This window comes from Pseudoalteromonas sp. Hal040 (genome assembly GCF_037162425.1).
Classification (GTDB): domain Bacteria; phylum Pseudomonadota; class Gammaproteobacteria; order Enterobacterales; family Alteromonadaceae; genus Pseudoalteromonas; species Pseudoalteromonas gelatinilytica.
This window is the reverse complement of the sequence record NZ_JARLUU010000001.1, coordinates 1,799,929-1,821,345: the sequence shown is the minus strand read 5'-3', so window position 1 is coordinate 1,821,345 and position 21,417 is coordinate 1,799,929. Positions and strand designations below refer to the sequence as shown.

The 21,417-nt window shown below is 39.9% G+C and carries 16 protein-coding genes and 2 pseudogenes; 13 read left to right on the top strand and 5 right to left on the bottom strand.

Translation table 11 applies throughout. The annotated features are described in order from the left end of the window. The first annotated feature begins 192 nt into the window (after positions 1-192). The 3 genes and pseudogenes from P4S60_RS08180 to gdhA all read left to right on the top strand — a co-directional run bounded on the left by P4S60_RS08180 (position 193) and on the right by gdhA (position 4,298). A complete protein-coding gene (locus P4S60_RS08180; protein ID WP_337115612.1) occupies positions 193-2,382 on the top strand; it encodes an LruC domain-containing protein in 2,190 nt (729 codons plus the stop codon). A 2-nt stretch (positions 2,383-2,384) separates the two neighbouring features. Continuing rightward, the gene (locus tag P4S60_RS08175) at positions 2,385-2,870 is read left to right on the top strand and encodes a hypothetical protein (RefSeq protein ID WP_337115611.1); all 486 of its coding nucleotides are present in this window, start codon (positions 2,385-2,387) and stop codon (positions 2,868-2,870) included. Between the two features lie 76 nt (positions 2,871-2,946). Next, positions 2,947-4,298: pseudogene (gdhA, locus tag P4S60_RS08170) on the top strand (NADP-specific glutamate dehydrogenase). 241 nt (positions 4,299-4,539) lie between these two features. Here the strand turns inward: gdhA and P4S60_RS08165 are convergent. From P4S60_RS08165 to P4S60_RS08150, 4 genes are all read right to left on the bottom strand, one after another. Next, positions 4,540-5,514: a transposase gene (locus P4S60_RS08165; protein WP_337115610.1), complete on the bottom strand. Its 975-nt coding sequence runs from the start codon at positions 5,512-5,514 to the stop codon at positions 4,540-4,542. 173 nt (positions 5,515-5,687) lie between these two features. Then, positions 5,688-7,403 (bottom strand): AMP-binding protein, encoded by a 1,716-nt coding sequence (locus tag P4S60_RS08160; protein WP_337115609.1) that lies wholly within the window; start codon positions 7,401-7,403, stop codon positions 5,688-5,690. A gap of 237 nt (positions 7,404-7,640) precedes the next feature. Then, complete coding sequence (locus P4S60_RS08155) at positions 7,641-8,093, bottom strand: DUF3010 family protein (RefSeq protein WP_054554891.1); 453 nt, start codon at positions 8,091-8,093, stop codon at positions 7,641-7,643. Between the two features lie 64 nt (positions 8,094-8,157). After that, positions 8,158-9,171: an endonuclease/exonuclease/phosphatase family protein gene (locus P4S60_RS08150; RefSeq protein ID WP_337115608.1), complete on the bottom strand. Its 1,014-nt coding sequence runs from the start codon at positions 9,169-9,171 to the stop codon at positions 8,158-8,160. A 247-nt stretch (positions 9,172-9,418) separates the two neighbouring features. On the opposite strand from P4S60_RS08150, the gene thrS reads away from it, so the two are divergent. From thrS to P4S60_RS08100, 10 genes and pseudogenes are all read left to right on the top strand, one after another. Continuing rightward, entirely contained in the window at positions 9,419-11,329 is a 1,911-nt protein-coding gene (gene thrS / locus P4S60_RS08145; protein ID WP_337115607.1) for a threonine--tRNA ligase, read from the top strand. Between the two features lie 57 nt (positions 11,330-11,386). Next, positions 11,387-11,950 (top strand): translation initiation factor IF-3, encoded by a 564-nt coding sequence (gene infC / locus P4S60_RS08140; RefSeq protein WP_337115605.1) that lies wholly within the window; start codon positions 11,387-11,389, stop codon positions 11,948-11,950. A gap of 207 nt (positions 11,951-12,157) precedes the next feature. After that, a complete protein-coding gene (gene rpmI / locus P4S60_RS08135; RefSeq protein WP_054554888.1) occupies positions 12,158-12,358 on the top strand; it encodes a 50S ribosomal protein L35 in 201 nt (66 codons plus the stop codon). A 15-nt stretch (positions 12,359-12,373) separates the two neighbouring features. After that, positions 12,374-12,734: pseudogene (gene rplT, locus P4S60_RS08130) on the top strand (50S ribosomal protein L20). 197 nt (positions 12,735-12,931) lie between these two features. Next, the gene (locus tag P4S60_RS08125) at positions 12,932-14,728 is read left to right on the top strand and encodes a M14 family metallopeptidase (RefSeq protein ID WP_337115604.1); all 1,797 of its coding nucleotides are present in this window, start codon (positions 12,932-12,934) and stop codon (positions 14,726-14,728) included. Between the two features lies 1 nt (position 14,729). After that, a complete protein-coding gene (locus P4S60_RS08120; protein ID WP_337115603.1) occupies positions 14,730-15,371 on the top strand; it encodes an MBL fold metallo-hydrolase in 642 nt (213 codons plus the stop codon). 146 nt (positions 15,372-15,517) lie between these two features. After that, a complete protein-coding gene (locus P4S60_RS08115; RefSeq protein WP_036968198.1) occupies positions 15,518-15,976 on the top strand; it encodes an Lrp/AsnC family transcriptional regulator in 459 nt (152 codons plus the stop codon). A gap of 144 nt (positions 15,977-16,120) precedes the next feature. After that, positions 16,121-17,677, top strand: coding sequence for a SulP family inorganic anion transporter (locus P4S60_RS08110; RefSeq protein ID WP_063705036.1), 1,557 nt, complete (start codon positions 16,121-16,123; stop codon positions 17,675-17,677). Between the two features lie 155 nt (positions 17,678-17,832). Further along, a complete protein-coding gene (locus P4S60_RS08105) occupies positions 17,833-18,906 on the top strand; it encodes a sensor histidine kinase (protein ID WP_063705038.1) in 1,074 nt (357 codons plus the stop codon). After that, a complete protein-coding gene (locus P4S60_RS08100; RefSeq protein ID WP_337115601.1) occupies positions 18,903-19,727 on the top strand; it encodes a LytR/AlgR family response regulator transcription factor in 825 nt (274 codons plus the stop codon). Before P4S60_RS08105 ends, P4S60_RS08100 begins: the two co-directional genes overlap by 4 nt. 79 nt (positions 19,728-19,806) lie before the next feature. On the opposite strand, the gene pyk is transcribed toward P4S60_RS08100, so the two are convergent. Beyond that, positions 19,807-21,240 (bottom strand): pyruvate kinase, encoded by a 1,434-nt coding sequence (gene pyk / locus P4S60_RS08095; protein ID WP_337115600.1) that lies wholly within the window; start codon positions 21,238-21,240, stop codon positions 19,807-19,809. Positions 21,241-21,417 lie beyond the last annotated feature (177 nt).

The following is a 21,417-nucleotide window of genomic DNA, read 5'->3' as shown; positions in this document are numbered from 1 at the left end:
TAGTCTAGCATGTCATTCTTTTAAGTGGGAATGATTTGCTTTTGTAGCTAAAAAGAATTGCATTATGCAACTATGCCACTTGCATCTTGCAAATACTCAGCCCAACTGTTTGTAACTTATTGTTTTAAAATGAGTTGTATTTTGGAATGGTTACTGCTTTGAGTAATAACACATCCACAGGAGAGTGTAATTATGAAAAGTAACATACCCGCTTACCTAATAACCGCACTTGCAACAGGCTTTGTAAGTGCAGCACCATTTGAACAGTGCCCAAGTAAAGCATTTTTGATTCAAGGTTCGCCTGCGCAAATGTATGGCGTTGACCTAGTATCCGCCAAAACCACCGTGCTTGCAGCTTCAATGGATTTTTCAACAGAAACGAATAACGACAGCGTTAATGCGGTTGGCTTTAATTATCAAGACCAATATATGTATGGCTTTAGTAAACAAGCACCAAAAAGTGTTGTGCGTATTGGTGACGATTATGTTTTAAAACGTTTGACTGTAAATGGCCTGCCAGATACCAATTTTTATGTTGGTGATATTCATGTAAATAGTGAAACTAATCAGGCGATTTACTATTTATACCACCCTAAATTTGGTTTATATGGCATTGATTTAACTGAAGAGGCCGACGAGTATCAGGCACAATTAGTTGCAGGCTCAGCGAACTGGAATTTAGCTATTTATGATTTTGCTTTTCATCCACACAGCAATCTTTTGTATGCGGTTGAGTCAAACGGCGACCTATATGAAATCAATTTAGATAACCAGACACCCACTTTTGTCGCTAACCTCGACATAGCAGGTGATACCGGTGCTAATGGTGCAGGCTATTTTGATGTACAAGGCCAGTTTTATTTTAGTAATAACCGCGACGGTAAAATCCATAAAGTAGATTTGAGCACCAGCCCTGTAATGGGTTATACGCCTACAGCAGCAGTGTTCACCTTAGGGCCAACATCGAATCAAAATGATGGTGCACGCTGTGCTATTGCTGAAGTAAAAGTAACTGATAACTCAATCGATTTTGGTGATGCGCCTATGCCATATAAAACAGCACTTGCTCACAGTGGTGCCCGCCATTTGTTTGATCCGAATGAAGACCAATCAAATTTAGTGTATTTAGGGGCCGTTGTTGATGGTGAAAATATTAACACACCTGCTGATTTACAGGCTTTACCCGTCGATAGCTCAGATGACGGTGTTAGATTTGTTACTGATTTTGTTGCAGGCTCTACTAGCCAGATAATAGTGACCGCACCTAATGATAATGGCTATTTATATGCTTGGTTCGATTGGGATCAAAATTTCCAATTTGATCCAGACGAAATCACAGTGAACAAATATCGCTTAAATCAAGGTGATAACAGCGTGCTGGTTGATGTGCCAAGTGATGCTGTGATGGGAGCTACATGGGCACGTTTTCGTGTCACAGATGGCAGCGAAGCTAACCCAATTACCGCAAGTGGTGGGGTAACAGGCGGCGAAGTCGAGGATTACCCGGTAACCACTTATGGCAGTTTGGTATACCCAAGTGAGAATGGTTGGGTAACCCTTGCCTATGAAGATCAATGGCCTTTCGCTGGTGACTATGACTTTAACGATTTAGTTGTAAATTATCGTACTACATTGATTGATAAAGAAGGCCAGGCCATGGGCTACAAGATTGAAGGGGAATTAGTTGGCATTGGTGCTGATTTTCATAATGGCTTTGCAGTACGCTTGTACCAAACGATAGCCGATGATGCTGATAAGCGAATATTAAGAAATCAGATTGATTCAAGTTCAATTAATTTAACTATAAATGGCGAAACACAATCACATTCTATTTTAGAGCAAGGTGTTGAGGATGCTATTTTTATTATCATGCCAGATACATGGGATTTTACAGATAAACAATCAAGCTGTAGTTACTTTAGAACTGAAACAGGCTGTGATACCAACAGCAAAGTTTCGTTTAGTTTAACTGTTTCACTTCAAAGTGGAGTAACAACAATAGAAGCCCCTAAATATACTTTAGATCCATTTATTTTTGCGGCTCAAGATCACTACCATGGTGAGTTTTTAGTTGGACAAAACCCACGCGGTTGGGAAGTTCATATTAAGAATCAACAACCAACCGAAAAATTCAATGCACAATTATTTTCAATCAATGGCTCTGATGATGCGAGTAATAGTGCTCAAAGTTATTATTTCCAAACAGAAACAGGCCTACCTTGGGCAATGGAGATTGGTAGCGCATGGGCACACCCGAAAGAGAGTATTGATATAACACATGCGTATGGTGACTTTAGAGCATTTGCTGAATCAGCAGGACGAGATAAGCCTCTTTGGTTTAATAATGCAAAACTTGCAAATGTTATTCTACGAGGAGAATAATCATGAAACATTATACTTTAGTAATCATTAGCTTAATGTTATCGGCGTGTGGTGGCGGTGGAGAAGGTAGTACTTCAACCAAGGCGGAAAGTACAACGGTTACGCAGACACCCACCACAAGCACTCCGCCATCAGAAACAACACCTCCAGAGACGAGTACAGATCCTGCGACAATGGTCGACTTAACAATTGCTCCTGAATTTGATTTAAGTAGCAAAATTGAGCTGAGTGTAGATGTAGATTTGAACATGGGTGATAGCAGAGCATACTTAAATATCTGCTTAAAAGGTGATGATAATAAAGCCAATTACAACCAATGCTTATTGCGCGCACCTTTAAAGCAAAGCAAGTTAACCTCAACTGTGATGCTTGCAAATAGTGCATTAGAGCTGGTGGCAGAAGTTTGGTTTTATGATTCTCAAAATGAGCCACTTCGTTTTTATTGGCAGCATGAAGAAGGGCAATCAGCGGTGTTCACTATTCGTTAAACATAAGTGATCGATTTTATGATTTAGGCAGTTTAATAGAGTTAATATTTTCAACAGCTTGAAAGAGGATTTTGTTATGCAATATGTTCAACAGATACTGCAATCAGTAAAAGAGTCTAATTCAAATGAGCCTGAGTTTTATCAAGCTGTTGAAGAAGTACTTTCATCAATTAGTCAGCTAGTTGAAGGCAATAGCGTTTATCAACAGCAAGCAATTCTTGAGCGATTAGTAGAACCTGAAAGACAAATTATTTTTAGAGTGCCCTGGCTTGATGATAATGGTTTAGTGCAAGTTAACCGTGGTTTTAGAATTGAATTTAGCTCGACATTAGGCCCTTATAAGGGGGCTTGAGGTTCCATCCGAGTGTCAATCAAAGTGTGGTTAAGTTTTTAGGCTTTGAGCAAATTTTAAAGAATGCACTTACCGGCTTGCCATTGGGAGGCGCTAAAGGCGGTGCTGACTTTAATCCCAAAGGAAAAAGTGACAATGAAATTATGCGTTTTTGTCAGTCATATATGACTGAACTTTATCGTCATATAGGTGCTAACACAGATGTTCCTGCTGGTGATATTGGCGTTGGTGCGAGAGAAATTGGTTATTTATTTGGTCAATACAAACGGATCACTAATCAATTTGAAGGGGTGTTAACTGGCAAGCCTGAGATTATGGGCGGGTCTTCACTGAGAACCGAAGCTACTGGCTATGGTGTTGCATATTTTTTAAGTGCCATGCTAGATGCTAAAGGCGATTCTTTAAGAGGTAAGCGATGCCTAGTTTCTGGTGCTGGTAACGTAGCATTGTATTTGATGGAAAAGCTTGACCAATACGATGCTGTTATTCTTAGCTGTAGTGATTCAAAAGGAACCTTATATTGTAAAGACGGACTTGATGTGGCTCTTGTTAAACACTTAAAAAATGAGCGTGGCGCTGAGCTTAGGGATTATTTGAATGAGCATAAAAATGCCGAGTTTACACCTGTAAATCAATATCCTAGCGACGGACATCAAGTGTGGCGCTATGATGCCGATATTGCACTTCCTTGTGCAACTCAAAATGAAATTACCGAAAAAGATGCTGAAGCTTTGGTTGAAAATGGCTGCTCTGTTGTATGCGAGGGGGCAAACATGCCGACCACAGCTGATGCGTTAAAAGTGTTTAAAGACAATGATGTATTTTTAGGGCCAAGTAAGGCTGCAAATGCTGGTGGAGTTGCTACCAGTCAATTTGAAATGGCTCAAAATGCCAGTATGCAAAAGTGGCGAGCTGAGCAAGTTGATGAAAAACTTCAACAAGTTATGAAGTCTATTTTCGATACAATTTCAGCTACTGCCAAGCAGTACTCGAATGAACATGACTTGGTCCTTGGTGCGAATATAGCAGGGTTTGAACGAGTTGCAGATGCAATGTTAAAGCAAGGAGTTGTGTAACTTTTCGGAATTAAAGTTAAATAGACATCCATTTTTTAAAAAAGACACCCATGTTTAGTATTTACAAAGTAGATTGTCACAGCTTTTGGTTGAGCTCATTTTGTACTTAAATGATGTTTAGTTCTTTTACATTATGTAGATTTAAGGGTAGGTCATTTAGTTTTAGCTAAAGTTATTTTCAGAAGATAGACATTTTCTATTCATAAAAAATAGAGTAAAAAGTAGTTCAAGTGCTCTAAATTCAACAAAATAAAGCTTGGCTATTAGCTATAGAGCTTCTTCGTTTTCGTTTCATGTGATTTGTATAAGCAGTGATAGCCTGCTCTTTACCTGCTGTATTTTTAAATGAACGTGTAAAAGAGGTGGTGAGTGTAAGCCAGTTATCACTACAAATATTTAGTCTTTCAAGAATTGGTAACGCATCTTCTGAGATTTTACCTGGCTTGTCATCTCGTATTGAACGCCCAGTCCAATCTACAAGTTGTAGGTATGTTTTAAGCTCAAATGGCAGTCCCCTAGGCATGTGTTTGCGTGGTTTACCTGCAAAGCGCATTAGAGATTTTGGTTGTTTATTATTTTGTGCTGAGATAATTCTAGATTTAATACTGGTGTAGTCAGATTCTTCTGGTAAATCAGCCGCTTTTGCTCTTACAGGGTTTAGGTCAACATACGCAAGGCAAGCGGCAAGTGCTGCTTCGTCAAGCAAAGCTTGTGATTTAAAGCGACCTTCCCAAAACCGTCTTTTGCATTCATCTTCTTGGTTCGCTTTTCTTGCAATGCTTTCATTAAGCACGCGCATAAACCAGCTTATACTGCTGAGCCGCTCTCTATATAAATTTACTCTGATATTAACCGCGACGAGCTCGGTTTGTGTTAGCAATTCGCGATTTAAGAATCGTTGGCAAAGGAATGTACTTTTGAATAATTTGTGCCATCTAATAAGAATCGCTTTATTATTTAGACGCTTAGCTTTTGCTATATCGATGTGGAGGACCGAATGCGTGTGGTTACTCATAACCGCGTAGGCACAAATATCAATACAAAATATCCTGCCAAGTTGAAGTAGTTTGTTTTCAACCCAATCGCGCCGGTGTTCATATGAACGACCTGTTAGTGGGTCTTTCCCACACAAATAGGCGCGACGGACGCGCCGTGAAATACAGTGATAGTAAGGTGTGTTTGAAACGCTAATTAAGTGTCTACGTGGTGTTGCCATGCTCTTCTCCTCCATGAGTTGAACAATTTAAGTTTAGTCATAATTTTGAGAAGTGAGAAATTTTAAATTGGGTGTCTAAATATCTTTTCTTATTATGAGTGTCTAGATAAATTAAAAAGCTCAGGCGGTGCTGAGCTTGGTTCAAATTAGGGTGTATTTTTGCGAGTAAATGATTACGAGAAGGCTTTTTCGCTTAGGAGTTCTTGCATTTGTTCGCGCATTTTAAATTTTTGAAGTTTGCCTGTTACTGTCATTGGGTATTCTTCAACAAAGCGTATGTGCTTTGGTACTTTGAAGTAGGCTAGTTTATCTTTTAAGAAATCACGAATTGCATTTTCATCAAGTACCGCATCATCTTTAGGTTGGATCCAGGCACATACTTCTTCGCCGTATTTTTCATCACTTATGCCAAAAATGGCCGCATCTTGAATACCGGGGTAGGTATAAAGCACTTCTTCTATTTCTCTAGGGTAGATGTTTTCACCGCCGCGGATGATCATGTCTTTTATTCGGCCTACGATAGCAACAAAGCCATCTTCGTCCATCACACCTAAGTCACCTGAGTGTAACCAACCGTCTTGATCTATTGTTGCTTTCGTTTTTTCTTCATCATTCCAATAGCAGCGCATAATTCCAGCGCCACGGCTACATACTTCCCCAGTTAAGCCAACTTTTTGAACATCACCTAGCTCGTTAATAATTTTAACTTCAGTATGAGCTAATGCTCGGCCCACTGTGGTGACTTGTTTCTCGAGTGGTGAATCGGTTTCGGTTACATTATTGATAGGGCTACATTCAGTTTGGCCATAACCAATAACAACCTCTTTCATATGCATTAATGAGTGAACATTACGCATAACTTGCTCAGGGCAGGTTGAGCCGGCCATTACGCCTGTCCGTAGGCTAGATAAGTCATAGTTTGCAAAATCTTTAAGCTCTAACTCGGCGATAAACATCGTTGGAACACCATGTAGGCCAGTGCAGCGCTCTTTTTCTACAACTTCAAGGGTCGTTTTGGGGTCAAAAGAATCCCCCGGAAAAACAGCCGTAGCGCCTTTACTTATACACACTAAGTTACCAAGCACCATACCAAAGCAATGATATAAAGGCACCGGAATACAGAGTTTATCTTCATGTGTCAGCTTCATCGCTTGTGCCATCAAAAATCCATTATTGAGGATATTCTTATGCGATAAGGTGGCACCTTTTGGGTTACCTGTGGTTCCAGAGGTAAATTGAATATTAATATCTTGGTCGCAATGTAAAGTGGCCGCAATGGCATCAAGCTCCAGCTTATGGGCATCTGTAGCGCGCTGCATGATATCGCTAAAGCTAAACATGCCAGCAGCAGGCTCATCGCCAATACGAATAATGTTTTTTAGATGTGGAAGGGCACTTAAATTTAATTTACCTGCTTGAGATTCTTTAAGTTCCGATGCGAGTTCATTCAGCATGTTTATATAATTACTGGCTTTAAATTCACTCGCTGTAATCAATGTTGAGCATTCTACGCTATTGAGTGCGTATTTTAATTCGCTTGGTCGGTATGCTGGGTTGATGCAGACCATAATTGCACCAATCTTGGCTGTAGCAAATTGGGTTAAGCACCATTCAATATTGTTAGGAGACCAAATACCAACCCGGTCGCCGGGTTTTACGCCAAGCGATAATAACCCCATTGCTAATTGATTAATCTGTTGCTGATATTGTTTATAAGTTAAACGGATCTGTTGATGATGAACAACAATCGCGGGGTGATCAGGGTGATTGTCGACAATGTTATCTAGGTATTGGCCAATAGTTTTTTCAATTAAAGGAATGTCTGTACGGCCTTGATAATAGCTTTGAGAAAGTGGAAGCGCATTACTGTGTGTGTTCGTTATCTGCATTGTGTTCTCCGTGTCCGGTTAATGTGTTGTCATGGACTTGATGCAAAAGAATTGAAACTATCATTTAAGATGATTCCAAAACATGCGTACCTGATTAACTAAACATAGATTGTCGACAAAGGAAAGCTTTATAAGACTAATGTACAGAGTGTGATTTAAACAAGGCAGAATAAAGAATGGGTTTTGAGGTATAAAAAAACGTGCCGTAGCACGTTCTTTTTGACACTAAATTAGCAATTAAGCTTTTGGCTCATCTTGCTTATAAGTTTTACGCATGATGTAAACGTAAGCACTTATGAATGCGTTTTCTTGGAACTTCTTCAGGCCTGTATCTTCAAAGTCGATAGGCACAGGGTTGCGTTTGAGCTGCTCTTTAATTTCAGTTGCCGATAAAATTTGCACATCTAAGCGCTCAATTAACTGAATAGCCGTTTCCATTTTGAAACCTTTTGCGCTACCAGCGAATTTACCTTTAGCTTGACGCTCTTTGATTGCCACAGAGTCAATTTGATAATCTTCCATTAACTTTTTGAAATCAAATTGGAATTTACGCATTACTTCTGTGTCATTACCGTTACCTAAGGTAAAACGTGTTTGTCTAACATCACGGATATCAAATACGTCATTGTCTTTGGTTAAAATGCACAGTAGTACGTCGCTACCTGTAATTTCTACACCACATGTTCTCATGGTCTTTCTCTAAATAACTTAATTTGCGCAATTATAGCAAGTAACGTTATGAAAAACAGGTGCTTTAAAAATGAATTTTAATAGCGATAGCACTGTGGTCACTTACGCTAATATCTTCACTAAGGATGCTTGGTGATATATGCCTATCATAACTTTCATAATCGAGCGCTTTAACTTTCGAAACTTGGCAGTCAGGATTAAAATGTGCAGAGGCGAGAATGTAATCAAGTACATTCCCTTTTGATTGATAATAATGGCTAAAGGGCTTTGATTTATTCTCATAAAATGAGCGGCTAAACTCATAGCTGTCGGTTAAACCTACAACGGGTTCGTTATGTTCTATGCAAGGTTCGCGACGAGTTGGGTGAAACCCTTGAGTCATAAACGATAAAGTTGGGCTGGTGAGTACATCATTAAAATCCCCCATAACAAGTGTTGCACATTGCTTTTCGCGTTGGGTTTTAAGGGCATCATAATAAACAATGGATGCCTCTAATGAGCGCGAGATTTGAGACTGCATGGTGCCTACAGTTTGATGTAGTAACTGCAAAAGTGGATCTTCAAGGTTATGGATATTAAGAATATGCGCCATTGACTGGACGCGCTGTGATTTAAAGTGAACTACATAAAAGCACACTTCACCAAAATCAGGTAAATCAATTAAGCATTTAATAGGCGTGCGATTAAATTTGAACTCATTTTGATTATTTAAATACTCAAGTAATTCAGGGCAAGGCGATAGTGCATCGGAAGATTTAAATGGGTGTTTACTCGCGATAGCGACAACAGGGTTAAATAATACCTGTGGATAAAGACCATCATGGGATGGGCTATCTACGGTATTAAAATAATCGTAGCCTGCTTCTTTACATTGAACTTCTAAGTCATGTGGACTGAACACTTCTTGAAAAGCCACTACATCTGCATTTGACTCACTCAAAAAGTTAGCAACAAACAACTGTTTTTGCTGCCATTGTGTATTGTTGTATCGTTCATGTAGCTGATAAAAGGAGTAGGGTGGAGCGGTATAATTTAATAAATTAAACGTCGCAAATTTAAACGTACGCGTGTGTGGCATTTTGATCACCCTAAAAGTACTAACTCATTAAGTATGAAATGAGTTAACTAATTGTCAATTTAGTCTTCTAACTACTTGTATTTGAGTACGTGAGCGGCGACAATGGTCGCTTGTATTTGTGAAGACTCAGTAAATACAAGCTTAATTAGCAATGCTATTCGTAAAAGCGTTGCAGAGTTACTTAAAATTAATTTAAAAATATTACATGTGGTGCATTGTAGGCATCACCACTGTATAAGGATTTATAATGCCAGTTATTACCCTCCCTGACGGCAGTCAGCGTAGTTTTGAAAACCCAGTAAGCACATATGATGTAGCAAATGATATCGGTCCAGGTCTTGCCAAAGCAACTATTGCAGGCCGTGTAAATGGCACCCGTGTAGATGCATGTGACTTAATTACCGAAGATGCGCGTTTAGAAATTATCACTGCAAAAGATGATGATGGTTTAGAGATCATCCGTCACTCTTGTGCGCACCTTATCGGCCATGCGGTTAAGCAACTTTTCCCTGAAGCAAAAATGGCAATCGGTCCGACCATCGATAACGGTTTTTATTACGACATCGATATGGATCACTCTTTAAGCCAAGACGATTTAGATGCAATCGAAAAGCGTATGCTTGAACTTGCTAAAACAAACTACGATGTTGTTAAAAAGACCGTAAGCTGGCAAGAAGCGCGTGATACTTTTGAAGCACGCGGTGAAACATATAAAATGGAAATCCTAGACGAAAACATTGCAAAAGATGATCGTCCAGGTTTATATCACCACGAAGAATACATCGACATGTGTCGTGGTCCACACGTACCAAACATGAAATTCTGCCAACACTTTAAAATTATGAAAGTGGCAGGTGCATATTGGCGTGGTGATTCAGAAAACAAAATGCTGCAACGTATCTACGGCACAGCATGGGCAGATAAAAAGCAACTTAAAGCGTATTTAAAACGCTTAGAAGAAGCTGAGAAACGTGATCACCGTCGTATTGGTAAAGCGCTTGATTTATGGCATTGGCAAGAAGAAGCACCAGGCATGGTGTTTTGGCACAATGATGGTTGGAGCATTTACCGTGAGCTAGAAGACTTCGTTCGTGAAAAACTACGCGAGTATGATTACGAAGAAGTAAAAGGCCCATTAATGATGGACCGTGCTTTGTGGGAAAAATCAGGTCACTGGGACAAATACGCAGATGCGATGTTCACAACTGAATCTGAAAAGCGTGAGTACGCAATTAAACCAATGAACTGCCCAGGTCACGTACAAATATTTAACCAAGGTTTAAAATCATACCGTGATCTACCTTTACGCATGGCAGAGTTTGGTTGTTGTCACCGTAACGAACCATCAGGTGCATTACACGGCCTAATGCGCGTTCGTGGCTTTACCCAAGATGATGCGCATATCTTCTGTACTGAAGAGCAAATCATGGATGAAGTATCGTCATGTATCAAAATGGTTTACGACACATACGAAACGTTTGGCTTTGAGAAGATCGTTGTAAAACTTTCTACTCGTCCTGAAAAGCGTATCGGTGAAGACGAAATGTGGGATAAAGCTGAGCTTGCACTTGCAGAAGCATTAAAAGCAAACGACATTGAGTTTGATTACCTACCAGGTGAAGGAGCGTTTTACGGTCCGAAGATTGAGTTCACACTGTATGACTGTTTAGACCGCGCATGGCAATGTGGTACTGTACAGCTAGACTTTGCATTACCAGATCGTTTAGGTGCAACTTATGTTGCTGAAAATAACGAACGTCGTACACCGGTTATGATCCACCGTGCTATTTTAGGTTCAATCGAGCGTTTCATCGGTATTTTAACTGAAGAGTATGCTGGTTTGTTCCCAACATGGCTTGCTCCAAAGCAAGTAGTGATCATGAACATCACGGATAAACAAGCAGATTATGTGCAAGAAATTGTACAAAAATTAAATAAACTTGGAATTAGAGCCGCTGCTGACTTGAGAAATGAGAAGATTGGCTTTAAAATCCGTGAACATACGTTAAAACGTATTCCATATTTACTTGTTGTTGGCGATAAAGAAGTTGAACAACAAGAAGTGGCAGTACGCACTCGCACAGGTGAAGACCTAGGCAAATTTAATGTTGATGATTTCGTTGCAAAAGTAAGCGAAGAAATTAAAAATCGACAATAAATCATGAGCGTGTAGGGCAAAACAAACAGCCAACTACACGCTTTTTATTTTATATTCTTGGAGGATCGTACCATTAGAGGCGGCAAGAAAGGGCAACAAACAGCTCAAAAAAATCGTATCAACGAAGATATTACAGCTAAAGAAGTTCGTTTAATTGGCATCGAAGGCGAGCAAGCTGGCATCGTGTCATTAAAAGAGGCGCAAGCTATCGCTGATGATGCGGGTGTAGATCTTGTAGAAATCAGTCCTAATGCTGAGCCACCTGTTTGTAAGGTTATGGACTACGGTAAGTTCATCTTTGAGAAAAGCAAAGAACTAAAAGAACAAAAGAAAAAGCAAAAGCAGATCCAGGTTAAAGAAATCAAATTCCGTCCTGGTACTGACGAAGGTGACTACCAAGTTAAACTTCGCAGCTTACGCAAGTTCTTAGAAGCGGGTGATAAAGCTAAAATCACTATCCGTTTCCGTGGTCGTGAAATGGCTCACCAAGAAATTGGTATCGAATTATTAAACCGTGTTAAAACTGATTTAGAAGATGTTTCACAAGTTGAATCATTTCCAAATCGTGTTGAAGGTCGCCAGATGGTTATGATGATGGCACCTATTGCTAAAAAGCAATAAACAGGGTATATTACGCACCGATTTTATTTCAGGTCTGCAAGTAACAGTTTACTGTTCACCTGAAATAACCGGTTATAAGTAAGGTTGCACTGCTTTTGTAGTGAGCCTTCACCGGATTATGGCAGTAAGTTAGGCCTTAAAAGTAGAGCTATTTTATATCTCTCGCCTGCTTGCTAATTTTTAAGCAATACATTTGGAGTTATTGCAATGGCTTACAAGCTAAAAACTCACAGAGGCGCGGCTAAGCGTTTCAAGAAAACTGCTTCTGGCGGTTTCAAGCGTAAACAAGCGCATCTTCGTCACATTCTGACTAAGAAAACTTCTAAGCGTAAATTACACTTACGTCCTAAGATGATGGTTCATAAGAATGACCATGGTCTAGTTTCACGTATGTTACCATTCGCTTAATAGGAGTCTTCAGAAATGGCAAGAGTTAAACGCGGTGTTATCGCACGTGCACGTCACAAAAAAGTTTTAAAGCAAGCTAAAGGTTACTACGGAGCACGTTCACGTGTTTACCGCGTAGCTTTCCAGGCAGTTACTAAAGCAGGTCAATACGCTTACCGTGACCGTCGTGCTAAGAAACGTACTTTCCGTCAACTTTGGATTGCACGTATCAATGCAGCAGCTCGTCAAAACGGTCTTTCATACAGCCGTTTTATCAATGGTCTTAAAAAGACTTCTGTAGAAATCGATCGTAAGATCCTTGCAGATATCGCTGTTTACGACCAAGTTGCATTCGCAGCTGCTTGTTGCAAAAGCAAAAGAAGGCCTAGCGGCTTAATTTCGCTTTTCATAAAGTTTAAAAAGGAGCCTAGTGCTCCTTTTTTTGATCTTAAATAAAATTCATAAATAACAACGATTTTGCATAGCGTATGTCGTTTGCTCCATTTTTTTGTTGAATCACCGCAGTTTACGCAATCCATTCAGATTAGTTGTTATAATTTCCCCAATAGAATAAGTACCGCACTTGAGAGTGATATGTTTGCGAGTTTAGTGTTTTTATCTGCTGCAGTAACTTTAGACAGCCACTTACCCCCATTGTTGCCATGGCAAGGCGACAGTGTGTCTTTAATGCAAGAAAAAGGACCATTGACCACTGATTTTGAGTTAAGCAATGGCACATTATCGCCGAACTACACAGACACAATGGCGTTTGTAGACCGCCTTGTTGCAGCAAACCCAACGCAATTCAAAGTCACGACTATTGCAACTAGCAGTGCAGGTCGTGCTGTTAAGATGTTAGTGGCGAATGAACAAGGTTTATTTGATGCAAAACAACTTGTTGCAGATACTAAACCAACTATTTTCATTCAAGCAGGTATTCACAGCGGTGAAATAGATGGCAAAGATGCCATGTTTATGCTGCTACGCGATATTGCTACAGGTAAACGCCGCGATATTCTTAGCAAATTAAATATTCTGTTTATTCCTATTTTAAACGTTGATGGTCACGAGCGTAGTAGCCAATATAACCGTATTAATCAGCGTGGCCCAGTAGAAATGGGTTTTCGAACGAATGGTTTAAATTTAAATTTGAATCGTGATTACACTAAGCTTGATACACCTGAAGTACGCGGTGTGATGCAAGTGATTAATCAATTTAAGCCAGATTTATACGTGGATGTCCATGTAACTGATGGCGCTGATTATCAGTATGACGTGACCTACGGCTATAATCCTGTTTTTTCTAGTGAGTCACCGAGCGTCTCAGAGGCGCTTGATAACCTATTTAAACCTGTTATTGATGCAAAATTAGAAAAAGCAGGGCATATTCCAGGTCCACTGGTATTTGTAATGGACAAGCGCGAGTTTAAAAAAGGCTTAGCAGGTTGGGTTGCAACACCTCGTTTCTCGAATGGTTGGGGGGATTTACGTTCATTACCAACTATTTTGGTTGAAAACCATTCATTAAAACCGTATAAACAGCGTGTTTTAGGTACGTATGTGTTTATCGATGGCGCAATTGACGCCTTAGCTGCAAACGAAAAAGCACTGAATGATGCAGTTAAAAAAGAGCTCGATTTCAAACCAACACAGTTAGTCGTTGAACGTGGTTATGCAAAAGAAGCAGATACCATCGAATTTAAAGGTATCGCTTATTCAAGAACTGAAAGCGCATTGTCAGGGCAGCCTGAAGTTAAATATTTAGGTGAAGCTAAAAACTATGACGCCTTGCCTATTTACTGGCAAAAAGACGTTAAAAAGACCGTAAATGTGCCAACCGCATTTTATATTCCGCCTGCGTACAGCCAATTGGTTAGTAAACTTAAATTACATGGCATAGAAGTAACGACACTCAATGAAACTGTTTCTGAGCCATTAACCCAAGCAAGCGTTGCGGATTATTCATTTGCAAAGGCTCCCTTTGAAGGGCGCTTTCGTGTAGAGGCGACATTTGAATACAATACCGTTGAAAATGTTGATATGACGGGTTGGTACAAGGTTTCAACCGATCAACCATACTCTGAGCTGGCTACGCATTTATTACACCCAGAAGCGCCTGATTCATTCTTTGCTTGGGGTGAGTTTAATACTATTTTTCAGCGCACTGAATACGTTGAGAATTACGCGTTAATGCCGTACGCACGCCAAATGCTTAAAGAAAAGCCAGCATTGGCTTTAGAATTCGATAAAAAAATTCGTGAAGATAAAAACTTTGCAAAAGATGCAGATGCACGTTTGCATTGGCTTTATGAGCGTACACCGTTTTATGATCAAGGCTATTTAAAATACCCAATTTTAATGGCGTTTGAGCAGTTACAAAAAGGACAATAACATGAAGGTAGTCTCTGTTCCTGTTACTGGCTTTGCGCAAAATTGCCGCATTATCATTTGTGAGCAAACGAATAAAGCTGCACTGGTAGACCCAGGTGGTGATGCAGAGAAGCTGCAAGCGGAACTAGCTGCGTTAAATTGTGAGTTAGAGGCAATTTACTTGACCCATGGTCACTTAGACCATGTGGGTGCTGCAAAGCAACTCGCAGATCACTTCAGCGTCGATATCATAGGCCCACATCTAGACGATAAATTTTGGTTTGACGCTTTGCCAATGCAAGCACAAATGTTTGGTTTTGCAGCCATCGCGCCATTTTATCCAACCAAATGGTTAGCTCATGGCGACACTATCACAGTAGGTGAACTTGTATTAGCCGTACGTCATTGCCCAGGGCATACACCTGGTCACGTTGTTTTTTATCATCAAGATTCAGAACAGCTGATTGTGGGTGATGTGATTTTTCAAGGCTCTGTTGGTCGTACTGATTTTCCAAAAGGGGATAGTGCACAATTACTCGAATCAATTAAGTCTGAGATTTTATCTTTCCCAGATGACGTTGCTATTTTGCCAGGCCACGGTCCGAATACCACCGTAGGGCACGAGCGAAGAACAAATCCATTTATTAGTGGTCGTTTTGGTTAATGCCAACTCGCACAAACAGCTAGTTATTTGATTAAGTGGATCGGTATAAAATTGCAATTTTTTTGCATAAATAGTAGAAAATAGGCAGACTGATTTTTAAATCAGTTATATAATTTAACCAGTATTTTTACAGAAAAAGAAATAAAATGTCTCTGAACCAAGTAGATCGCCAAATTTTGGCATTATTACAGCAGGATGCTAGCTTATCTACGGCAGAAATTGCCGATAAAGTTGGTTTATCTCAATCTCCATGTTGGCGTCGTATCGCTAAGCTTGAGCAAGATGGCTATATCAAAGGTAAAGTTGCTTTGCTTGATGAGAAAAAGCTTGGCTTTGATATGTTGGTTTATGCCCATGTTCGCTTATCTAATCACGGCAGAACAAACCTCGCTGAATTTGAGCGTTTGATCATGAGCTATGATGAAGTGACTGAGTGTTATAGCATGGCGGGTACGATGGACTTTATGCTTCGTATTATCTCTAAAGGTATTGAGGGCTACGAGCAATTTGTCCGTGATAACCTGCTAAACCTTGAATTTGTTCAAGAGGTTCACTCGAACGTAACAATGACTTGCGTTAAGCGTAGTACGTCTTTACCTCTTTAATCTTTTTCTACTACGTTTTATTTTTTCAAAAACGGTTAGTGCTTTTCGGTACTAGCCGTTTTGTTGTTAATAATTGTTAACTTTTGCGGATTTTGCTAGAATTCTGCGCCTTGCCGAAATGCACTCATTACAAAGAGGATTTTAATGTTTAACTTACTCAGCAAAGCGCCAAGCTCTGCTAAAAACGATATATTATCAGGCCTGACCGTTGCGTTAGCCTTGGTACCAGAAGCAGTCGCGTTTGCTTTTGTTGCTAATGTTGAGCCTTTGGTTGGTTTATATGCCGCATTTATTGTTGGTTTAATCACGGCTATTTTTGGTGGTCGTCCAGGAATGATTTCTGGTGCTACAGGTGCACTAGCCGTTGTGATGGTAAGTTTAGTATTAGATCATGGCGTAGAGTATTTATTTGCAACCGTCTTGCTGATGGGGATACTGCAAATACTTGCCGGCATTTTTAAGCTGGGTAAGTTTATCCGAATGGTACCTCACCCAGTTATGCTGGGTTTTGTTAATGGTCTTGCGATTGTTATTTTCTTAGCGCAACTCGGTCAGTTCAAAGTGCCTGATGGCATGGGCGGTCAACAGTGGATGGAAGGACAAGCGCTTTACATCATGCTTGGTTTAGTGGCTTTAACCATGGCCATTATTCATTTTTTACCAAAGTTAACCACAGCAGTGCCTTCATCATTAGTTGCGATTGTTACCGTGACTGCAATCGTGATTGGCTTTGATTTAGAAGCGCGCACTGTACTTGATTTCTTAAAAGGTATGACTGGTAATGAGCAGGCAACCATTGCCGGTGGCTTACCTGAATTCCATATTCCAATGGTTCCGTTTAACTTAGAAACGTTTAAAATCATTTTTCCATATGCATTAATTTTAGCGGCGATTGGCTTAATTGAATCGTTATTAACGCTGACCTTAATTGATGAAATTACCGAAACTCGCGGTCAAAGTAATAAAGAGTGTATTGGCCAAGGTGCTGCAAACATTACCTGTGGTTTCTTCGGCGCTATGGGTGGATGTGCAATGATTGGTCAATCTATGATCAATATTAACTCGGGTGGTCGTTCACGCTTATCGGGTATTACTGCTGCGCTAATGCTGCTTGTGTTCATTATTTTTGCAGCAGGGTACATTGAAATGATCCCACTGGCAGCGCTAGTGGGTGTTATGTTCATGGTTGTACTGGGCACCTTTGAATGGGCAAGCTTTAAGATGATGAAACGTGTACCAAAATCGGACGCGTTTGTTATTGTACTTGTTTCAGGTGTTACAGTAGCGACAGACCTTGCAATTGCGGTATGTGTAGGTGTGATTGTGTCTGCACTGGTTTTTGCTTGGCAACATGCTAAACACATTTATACGAGTAACTACATTGATGAGCAGGGCTCTAAAGTGTATGAGCTTCATGGCCCATTATTCTTTGGCTCGGTTAAGAATTTTGCTGAGTTATTTGATGTTAAAAATGACCCAGAAGATGTGATCATTGAATTTAAACACAGCCGTGTCGCTGATCACAGTGCTATCGAAGCAATTGATAGCCTAGCTGATAAATATGCTAAAGCAGGCAAACAACTACACTTGCGTCATTTAAGCCCAGACTGTATTCAGTTATTGCATAAAGCACGTGATTTAGTTGAAGTAAATGTCATTGAAGATCCACATTACAAAGTGGCATCAGATAAATTAGCTTAAAAATCAATCTTAGGAAAAGCGAAGGCGGGAATCGTCTTCGCTTTTTTTATATCTGCAGAATGCGGTAAGGCTATTAAAAATTAAGATAGGCGGCAGTGCTTTGTTCTCGTGACTATCGGTATAATAAAAATAATTATGAAAGGTAATCTGATATTTTGAATTGGCAATCATTAGTTGATAATCGACAACGCTTTTTCTGGGTGCTGCAAATTGCAGGCTGGATAGGGTATGCGTTAGTTAATTATATCGGCTCTAAAGTCTTTGAAATGCGTGATATTTACGTATTTGTTATTGTATTAAACGCTTATGCAGGCTGTTTAATGACAGTACCTTTACGTTATATGTATCGTAAAGTCTGGAATGCCTCACCGTGGGTGTTGATGCTTGTTGTATTTGGGGCCTCTTATGTTACTGGTACATTGTGGGCTGTTGTTCAAAAATTCAATTTATGGGAAATCTACCGTCACGGTTACCGACCAAATGAATGGTTTTATTATTTTCAACAAGGCTTAGATTCGGTTTATATCATACTTTGTTGGAGTGGCTTGTATTTTGGTATTAAGTACTACCAGTTGTTGCAAAGTGAGCGTCAAAAAGCCCTAAAAGCAACCACCATGGCGCACGAAGCACAGCTTAAAATGCTGCGTTATCAACTTAATCCACACTTTTTATTTAATACTTTAAATGCCATCTCAACCTTAATTTTGGTTAAAGAAAACAAAGATGCGAATTTAATGGTATCTAAATTGAGTGACTTTTTACGTTACACACTCAATACCGATCCGATTAAGAAAGTACCGTTAGAGCAAGAAATTCACGCTTTGATGTTGTACTTAGAGATTGAAAAAGTACGCTTTGATGAACGTTTACAAGTTAACGTCGAAGTAAGCGAACAGGCAAAAGAAGCCTTAGTACCAAGTTTGATCCTCCAGCCTATTATCGAGAACTCGATTAAATATGCGATAGCGCAATTAAATGAAGGCGGTGTGATTGATATTAAAGCACAAGTTTTTGCAAATGAACTATTATTGGAAGTAGGCGATAATGGTCCTGGCACTGAGCTAAAAAATGGCCAACTGGTTAATTCACAAGGCGTTGGCATAGCAAATACACAGGACCGCTTAAAAACACTTTATGAGAACAACTACTCATTCGTTCTCTCTGACAATACGCCAAGTGGATTAAAAGTTAATCTGCGAGTTCCGTTTGAAAAGGCTGTTAAGAAATGAGCAAAATTAGAACTTTGATCGTTGACGATGAACCGTTAGCACGTAAAGGCTTAGCTGTTCGACTATCTGAGTTTGACGATATAGAAGTCATTCGTTTATGTAGCAATGGTCAAGAAGCAATTGATGAATGCGTATCAGGCAATATTCAATTGGTTTTCTTAGATATTCAAATGCCAAATATGAACGGTTTTGAGGTGGCACGTGCGCTTAGTGAAAGTGTTAACCCATTACCAGCAATTGTATTTGTTACAGCTTTTGATCAGTTTGCTGTTAAAGCATTCGAGATTCATGCGTTGGATTATATTCTTAAACCAGTCGATGACAACAGACTAAAACAGGCGGTAGAAAAAGTGCATACCTATTTAAAAACGCAACAAGATAACGCCCATAAGAAAAAACTAGCGAGCTTTGTTGCAGGTATTACCGGTAATAATTGCGAAGAAATTTTAAAGAAGTTAGCAACGGGAGATAGCCTTGCTGATCGTCGTTATCCTGAATCGTTAGCAGTAAAAGAGCAGGGAGAGATTGTTCGTGTCCCTGTGGTGACAATTCAATGGGTCGATGCGGCTGGTGATTATATGTGTCTACATTGCCAAGACGGGCAAACACATATTCTTCGTAAAACAATGAAAGAGCTTGAACAAGAGCTTGATCCACAATTATTCGTGCGTGTTCATCGCGACGCAATTGTGAATACGAAACAAATTAGCAAACTTGTTACCCAAGTGAGCGGTGAGTATCTTTTAGTGTTAGATAACGGCCAAGAATTAAAAGTAAGCCGTAGTTATCGCGACAAAGTGAAAGCAGCTCTGGCGAGCTAATAGCTGTATAAAACTAAATAAGTTAAAAACAAAAAAGGCGCAATAAATTGCGCCTTTTTTAATGAATAATTGTAACAGTTTAAACGGTTACAATTTTCATCGTGTTTGTCGCACCAATCGTTTCCATCGCATCACCGTGAGTTAAAATCACAGTATCACCAGCAACAAGCGAGCCTTGCTCAACAAGTGTGTTTAATGCGTCACGTACCATGCTGTCATCTTCACATTTGGTTGAATCGAAGAATACAGGGTAAACACCACGGTAAAGTGCCGTTTGACCAAGTGTGCTTGCATGGCGTGATAACGAATAAATTGGTAAGCCAGAACTAATGCGCGACATCAATTTAGCTGTACTGCCTGATTCAGTCAGTGTCACAATCGCTTTTACAGAATCAAGGTGGTTAGCTGCATACATCGCCGATAAAGCAATTGATTCTGCATTTGAAGAAAAACGGCTGTCTAAACGGTGTTTAGAAACGTGAGTTTCTTTTTGTGATTCGGCACCTAAACAAACGCGAGCCATAGTCGCTACAGTTTCTTCAGGGTAGTCACCAGCAGCTGTTTCAGCTGATAGCATAACGGCATCAGTACCATCTAATACGGCGTTTGCAACGTCCATAACCTCAGCACGTGTTGGCATTGGGTTATCGATCATAGATTCCATCATTTGTGTTGCAGTCACAACAGTACGGTTAAGTGAACGAGCACGGCTAATGATAAGCTTTTGTTTACCAACAAGCGCTGCATCACCAATTTCAACACCTAAGTCACCACGCGCAACCATTACGGCGTCAGATGCTAGAACGATATCGTCAATTGCTTCAACAGTTTCAACTGCTTCTGCACGTTCGATTTTTGCAAGAAGTTGAGCGTTTGAGCCCGCAGCTTCTGCTAAAGAGCGAACATAACGCATATCGTCGCCACTACGTGGGAATGACACAGCAATATAATCAACACCGATTTCTGTCGCTGTAATTAAATCTTCTTTATCTTTATCAGTAAAAGCAGGGGCTGTTAAACCACCACCTAAACGGTTAATACCTTTATTGTTCGAAAGCACACCGCCAACAGTTACTGTTGTGTGTACTAGGGCACCATCAACGCTATCAACTGTTAATTGAATCAAGCCATCGTTTAAAAGAAGTAAGTCACCTGATTTAACATCATTTGGCAATTCTTTATAGTCGATACCAACAGCATTAACGTTGCCTTGACCTTTTTCCATTTTTGCATCAAGGGTAAATTTTGCACCTACTTCAAGGTTTACTTTACCGTCTTTAAACGTTGATACACGAATTTTAGGACCTTGTAAGTCTGCAAGGATAGCAACGTGTTTGCCTAAACGCTTAGCAATGCTACGTACCGCATCTGCGCGGTCTTTGTGATCTTGTGCTACGCCATGTGAGAAGTTCAAACGAACCACATTTGCACCTGCACGAATAATTTTTTCTAGGTTGTTATCGCGATCGGTTGCCGGTCCAAGGGTCGCAACAATTTTTGTGCGTCTTAGCATCAAATTCTCCTGTGCGCTTAAATTTTTAAGCGAATTGATGGTTATCTATTAAAATGTCGTGCTATAAACCTTCTTTATTGGCTTATACATCTGCACGAAGTAGAACTCATAAGTAAAAAATGATTGTTTTTACTTATGAGGATCTGGCTCTTTGTATTAATTATAGAGTATACAAAG